This window comes from Brevundimonas sp. (genome assembly GCF_024711105.1).
Lineage (GTDB): Bacteria > Pseudomonadota > Alphaproteobacteria > Caulobacterales > Caulobacteraceae > Brevundimonas.
In genome coordinates, this window is record NZ_JANJTL010000004.1 from 1 (window position 1) to 4,137 (window position 4,137).

At 70.6% G+C, this 4,137-nt stretch carries 3 protein-coding genes and 1 pseudogene; 2 read left to right on the forward strand and 2 right to left on the reverse strand.

Going from position 1 to position 4,137, the window contains the following annotated elements; all coding sequences use genetic code 11:
• Positions 1-287 precede the first annotated feature (287 nt).
• Positions 288-803, forward strand: a complete 516-nt coding sequence (locus tag Q0M60_RS00115) for a hypothetical protein (protein ID WP_296814349.1) — start codon at positions 288-290, stop codon at positions 801-803.
• Between the two features lie 394 nt (positions 804-1,197).
• Entirely contained in the window at positions 1,198-2,907 is a 1,710-nt protein-coding gene (locus Q0M60_RS00120) for a beta-propeller domain-containing protein (RefSeq protein ID WP_296814351.1), read from the forward strand.
• On the opposite strand, the gene pyrC is transcribed toward Q0M60_RS00120, so the two are convergent.
• Entirely contained in the window at positions 2,904-3,947 is a 1,044-nt protein-coding gene (gene pyrC, locus Q0M60_RS00125; RefSeq protein ID WP_296814354.1) for a dihydroorotase, read from the reverse strand. The two genes, Q0M60_RS00120 and pyrC, sit on opposite strands and share 4 nt — an antisense overlap.
• A 10-nt stretch (positions 3,948-3,957) precedes the next feature.
• Positions 3,958-4,137 (reverse strand): annotated as a pseudogene (locus Q0M60_RS00130) (rRNA pseudouridine synthase); the annotation flags it as partial.

Sequence of the window (4,137 nt, forward strand, 5' to 3'; positions counted from 1 at the left end):
CTGACGTTCTCGGCCAGACCCTGGATGGACCGGGCGGCGGCGGCGACTGCGTGCATGAAGCCTCAAGGTGAAGGGGAGCAGGGGTCAAACACCCAACCGTGGCGTTGGCTCCCGAGGCTCAAGCCGCGGCCAAGGTTGATCCCGGCGGCCTCGGCGCCCATACTGTTACGCATCCCACAGACCTCGCATGTCGCACGCCGCGCGCCCGCCGGCGGGCCGCAGCGTCATTTGCGTGGGGTCGTCGCCCGAGAGGGTGGCCGGACATCAGCAACCTTTGAGGAGACGTTTTGTACGCTCAACGCCAGACCCGCTCCCACGCCGCGCCGCGCGGCCGCTACAACCCCCGCACCCCGCGCCCGCCGGCGCGCGCCCGCCTCGGCCTGGCGCTGCGCCGATCGATGAATTTCGGGCCGCTCGGCGACATCGAGCCGCTCATGCAGGGCGAAGGCCTGGCGCTCGCGCCGATGTCCACCGGCGAGGCCAGCCTGAATATCGGCGGCATCTCGGTCCTGCCGACGGCGGCGCCCGACGATCTGGGCTCCGGAAAGTTGCAGGGCCTGGTGGTCCCCGGCGGAGCCTATGACGTCGAGGGGCAGCGACAGCTCCAGGACCTCCTCAATCGCGCTAAGGCCTCGGGCCTACCCGTGCTGGCTTTCGGCGAGGGCGTCGAGCGGACCGCCGAGGCGTTCGGCTGCGAGCCGGGTGAGTTCAGCGAGGCACCGGCGGTGCTGGCCAAGGATGGCCGGGTCACGGCGCTGGACGATCGGGACCAGGTCCGGGCCGCCGCGGCCAAGGTTGGCTGACTTCTGAAACCTGACCGTCGGGGCGAACGGCTTGCCGGTTCGCCCCGAGCAGGGTCACATGCGCTCCTGGCCAAGCTGAGGATCGCGCATGTCTTTCCGGAATATCCAGGCGGGAGCAGCATGCCTGCTGGCTCTGGCGGTACTGGCGCCATCCACGGTGGCGCTGGCCCAGGACGGGCCCGCGCTGAGTTCGTTCGAGTCTGAAGTCCAACTGCGGCGTTTCCTGATGCAGCGCGCCGGAGATGGCGGCATGCGCGCCGCTGAGGAGTCCCGTGACGTAAGCCCCAGGCTGGCGCTTGCGGAAACGCCGCCACCACCACCACCTCCTCCTCCTCCGCCTCCGCCGCCGCCTCCGCCGGCCGGGCCCGGCAGTCCTCCGCCCCCGCCGGCGATGATGATCGAAACGCCGGCCGTGGCGGTCGCCGAGGCGTCGGCTGACGTGGTTGTCACCGGCTCCGCCGCGCCGTCGATCACCAACGTTCAGGAGGCCGGGGTCGACGAGGGCGGGATCGTCAAGCAGGCGGGCGACTATCTGATCATCCTGAGGCGGGGGCGGCTGTTCACCGTGTCGATCGCGGATGGGGGTCTGCGGCCGGTCGATGCGATCAACGCCTATCCGCCCGGGGCGGACGCGGCGGGTGACTGGTACGACGAGATGCTGGTCTCGGGCGACTGGGTCGTGGTCGTGGGCTACAGCTATTCGCGCGGCGGAACCGAGATCAACCGCTTCCGCCTGTCGCCCCAGGGGCGGCTGTCGTTCGTGGACGCCTACCACCTGCGGTCGAACGACTATTATTCGTCCAGGAATTACGCCTCACGCCTCGTCGGCGACGAGCTGATCTTCTACGCGCCACTCGAGCTCTACTGGAACCGCGATCCGCTGGAGGTCCTGCCGGGCATGCGGCGCTGGACGGGGGAGGCGGACGCCAAGTTCCGGCCCATCGCCCGGCCCGAGCAGATCTACGTGCCGCAGCGCCTGCGCGACGACCGGACCGCCGAGATCACCACCCTGCACACCCTGTCGCGCTGTGACCTGACAGCCGAACGGATGACCTGCGAAGGCGTCGGCGTGCTGGGCTCGGACTCGCGGACCTTCTACGTCTCGACCCAGGCCCTCTATCTATGGGTCGGGCAGGACTGGTACCGCGGTCCGGGCGCGCAGGAGGGGCTGTCCTTCGTCTATCGCCTGCCGCTGGCGGAGACCGCGCCGACCGCGGTGCAGGTGCGCGGCCAGCCGGTGGACCAGTTTTCGTTCCGCGAGAACCGCGCGGCCCAAACGCTGGACGTCTTCGTGTCGTCGGACGGCGGTGGTGATGCGATGTGGCGGCCGGAGGTGACCCGGGGAGACGCAGCGCTGCTGCGCCTGCCGCTCGGCCTGTTCGGCGACGGTTCGGTCCGGGCCGGATCGGAGCTCTACCGCGAGCTGCCGGGCGCGGATGGCGGCTCGATCGACCGCAACCGCTGGGTCGGCGACCGGCTGCTCTACAGCCTGAGGACCTATGGGTTTGACGGAGTCGCCGCGGGAACGCTGGTCGCGGCCTCGCTGGAGGGCGGGGTGACGTCGATCGCCATGCCGCACGTCGTCGACCGTATAGAGGTGATGGGCCGCGACGCCCTGACGGTTGGCGGCGATGAGGACGTGCAGTTCACCACCATCGAACTCGATCCGGGCTCGGCGGTGATCGGCGACCGCTATGTCCTGCAGTCGAGCCAGGAGGCGGAGGAGCGCAGCCACGCCTTCTTCTACAGCCCTGACCCTGACAGCCCGGACGGCTCGTCCGGCGTGGTCGGCCTGCCGGTGATGCGCTCGGCCGACGGGCGCAGCACCCTGTTCTATTCGATCGCCGACATGCTGTTCCTGAGGCGCGAGGCGCGGCGGCTGGGGCCGTACGGACGGCTCGATTCCTCGCCGGGCACGGCGGTGGACGACGCCTGCGTCGCCTCGTGCGCCGACTGGTACGGCAACGCCCGGCCGATCTTCATCGGCGATCGCATCTTCGCCCTGATGGGCTACGAGTTGGTCGAGGGCGCGCGCGAGGCGGAGACGGTGCGCGAGGTCGGCCGGATCAGCTTCGCACCGCCGGCGCGGGGCCAACAGCGCTAGGCGGCGCCGGCGAAGCGCCAGGCCAGCTGCTGGCCGGCGAAGAACGGCGTGATCGGCGCGCCCGCGGCGGTGAGTTCGTCAGGGACGGTCCAGGCGGCGCGCTCCAGCACGACTCGGTCTTCGTTGAGCGGCAGGGCATAGAAGCGCGGGCCGTTCTCGGAGGCGAAAGCCTCGAACCGGTCGAGCGCGCCCTCGGCCTCGAAGACCGAGGCGTAGGCCTCAAGCGCCACCGGCGAGTTGAAGATGCCGGCGCAGCCGCAGCCGCTCTCCTTGGCGTGGGTGGGGTGCGGCGCGGAGTCAGTGCCCAGGAAGAACTTCGGACTGCCCGAGGTCGCGGCCTTGCGCAGCGCCAGCCGGTGCCGCTCGCGCTTGGCGACGGGCAGGCAGTAGGCGTGCGGCCGCAAGCCCCCGTCGAACATGGCGTTGCGGTTGATGATCAGGTGCTGGGGCGTGATGGTCGCGGCCACGTTCGGACCGGCGGCTTCGACGAACCGGACCGCGTCCTCGGTGGTGGCGTGTTCGAACACGATCTTCAGAGCCGGGAAGTCGCGGATGACGCCGGTCAGGACGCGTTCGATGAAGACGGCCTCGCGATCGAAGATGTCGATGTCGCGGTCGGTGACCTCGCCGTGGACCAGCAGCGGCATGCCGATCCGCTCCATGACGGCCAGCACGCCGTGGATGTTGCGGATGTCCGTGACGCCGTGGCTGGAGTTGGTCGTGGCGTGGGCCGGATAGAGCTTGCAGGCGGTCCAGACGCCTTCGGAGAAGCCGCGCTCGACCTCGGCGGCGTCGATGCCGTCGGTCAGGTAGGCGGTCATCAGCGGCGTGAAGTCCGCGCCGGAGGGCAGGGCTGTCAGGATGCGCTCGCGGTAGGCGCGGGCGGCCTCCACCGTCGTCACCGGCGGGACCAGGTTCGGCATGACGATGGCGCGGGCGAACTGGCGGGCCGTGTGGCCGACCACGTCCCTCAGCATGTCGCCGTCGCGCAGGTGGACGTGCCAGTCGTCGGGGCGGCGGATCACAAGGCGGTCGGTCATGGCGGCCCTCTTAGCCCGCTCCGTCCCTGGACGGGAGGGCCAGCAGCGCATCGCGCTCTTCGGGCGTCAGGTGCCGCCAGGCGCCTTCCGGCAGGTCGCCGAGCTGGAGCGGGCCGATGCGGACGCGGAACAGGTCGGTGACCCGCAGGCCCACCAGTGCGCACATGCGGCGGCTCTGGCGGTTGCGGCC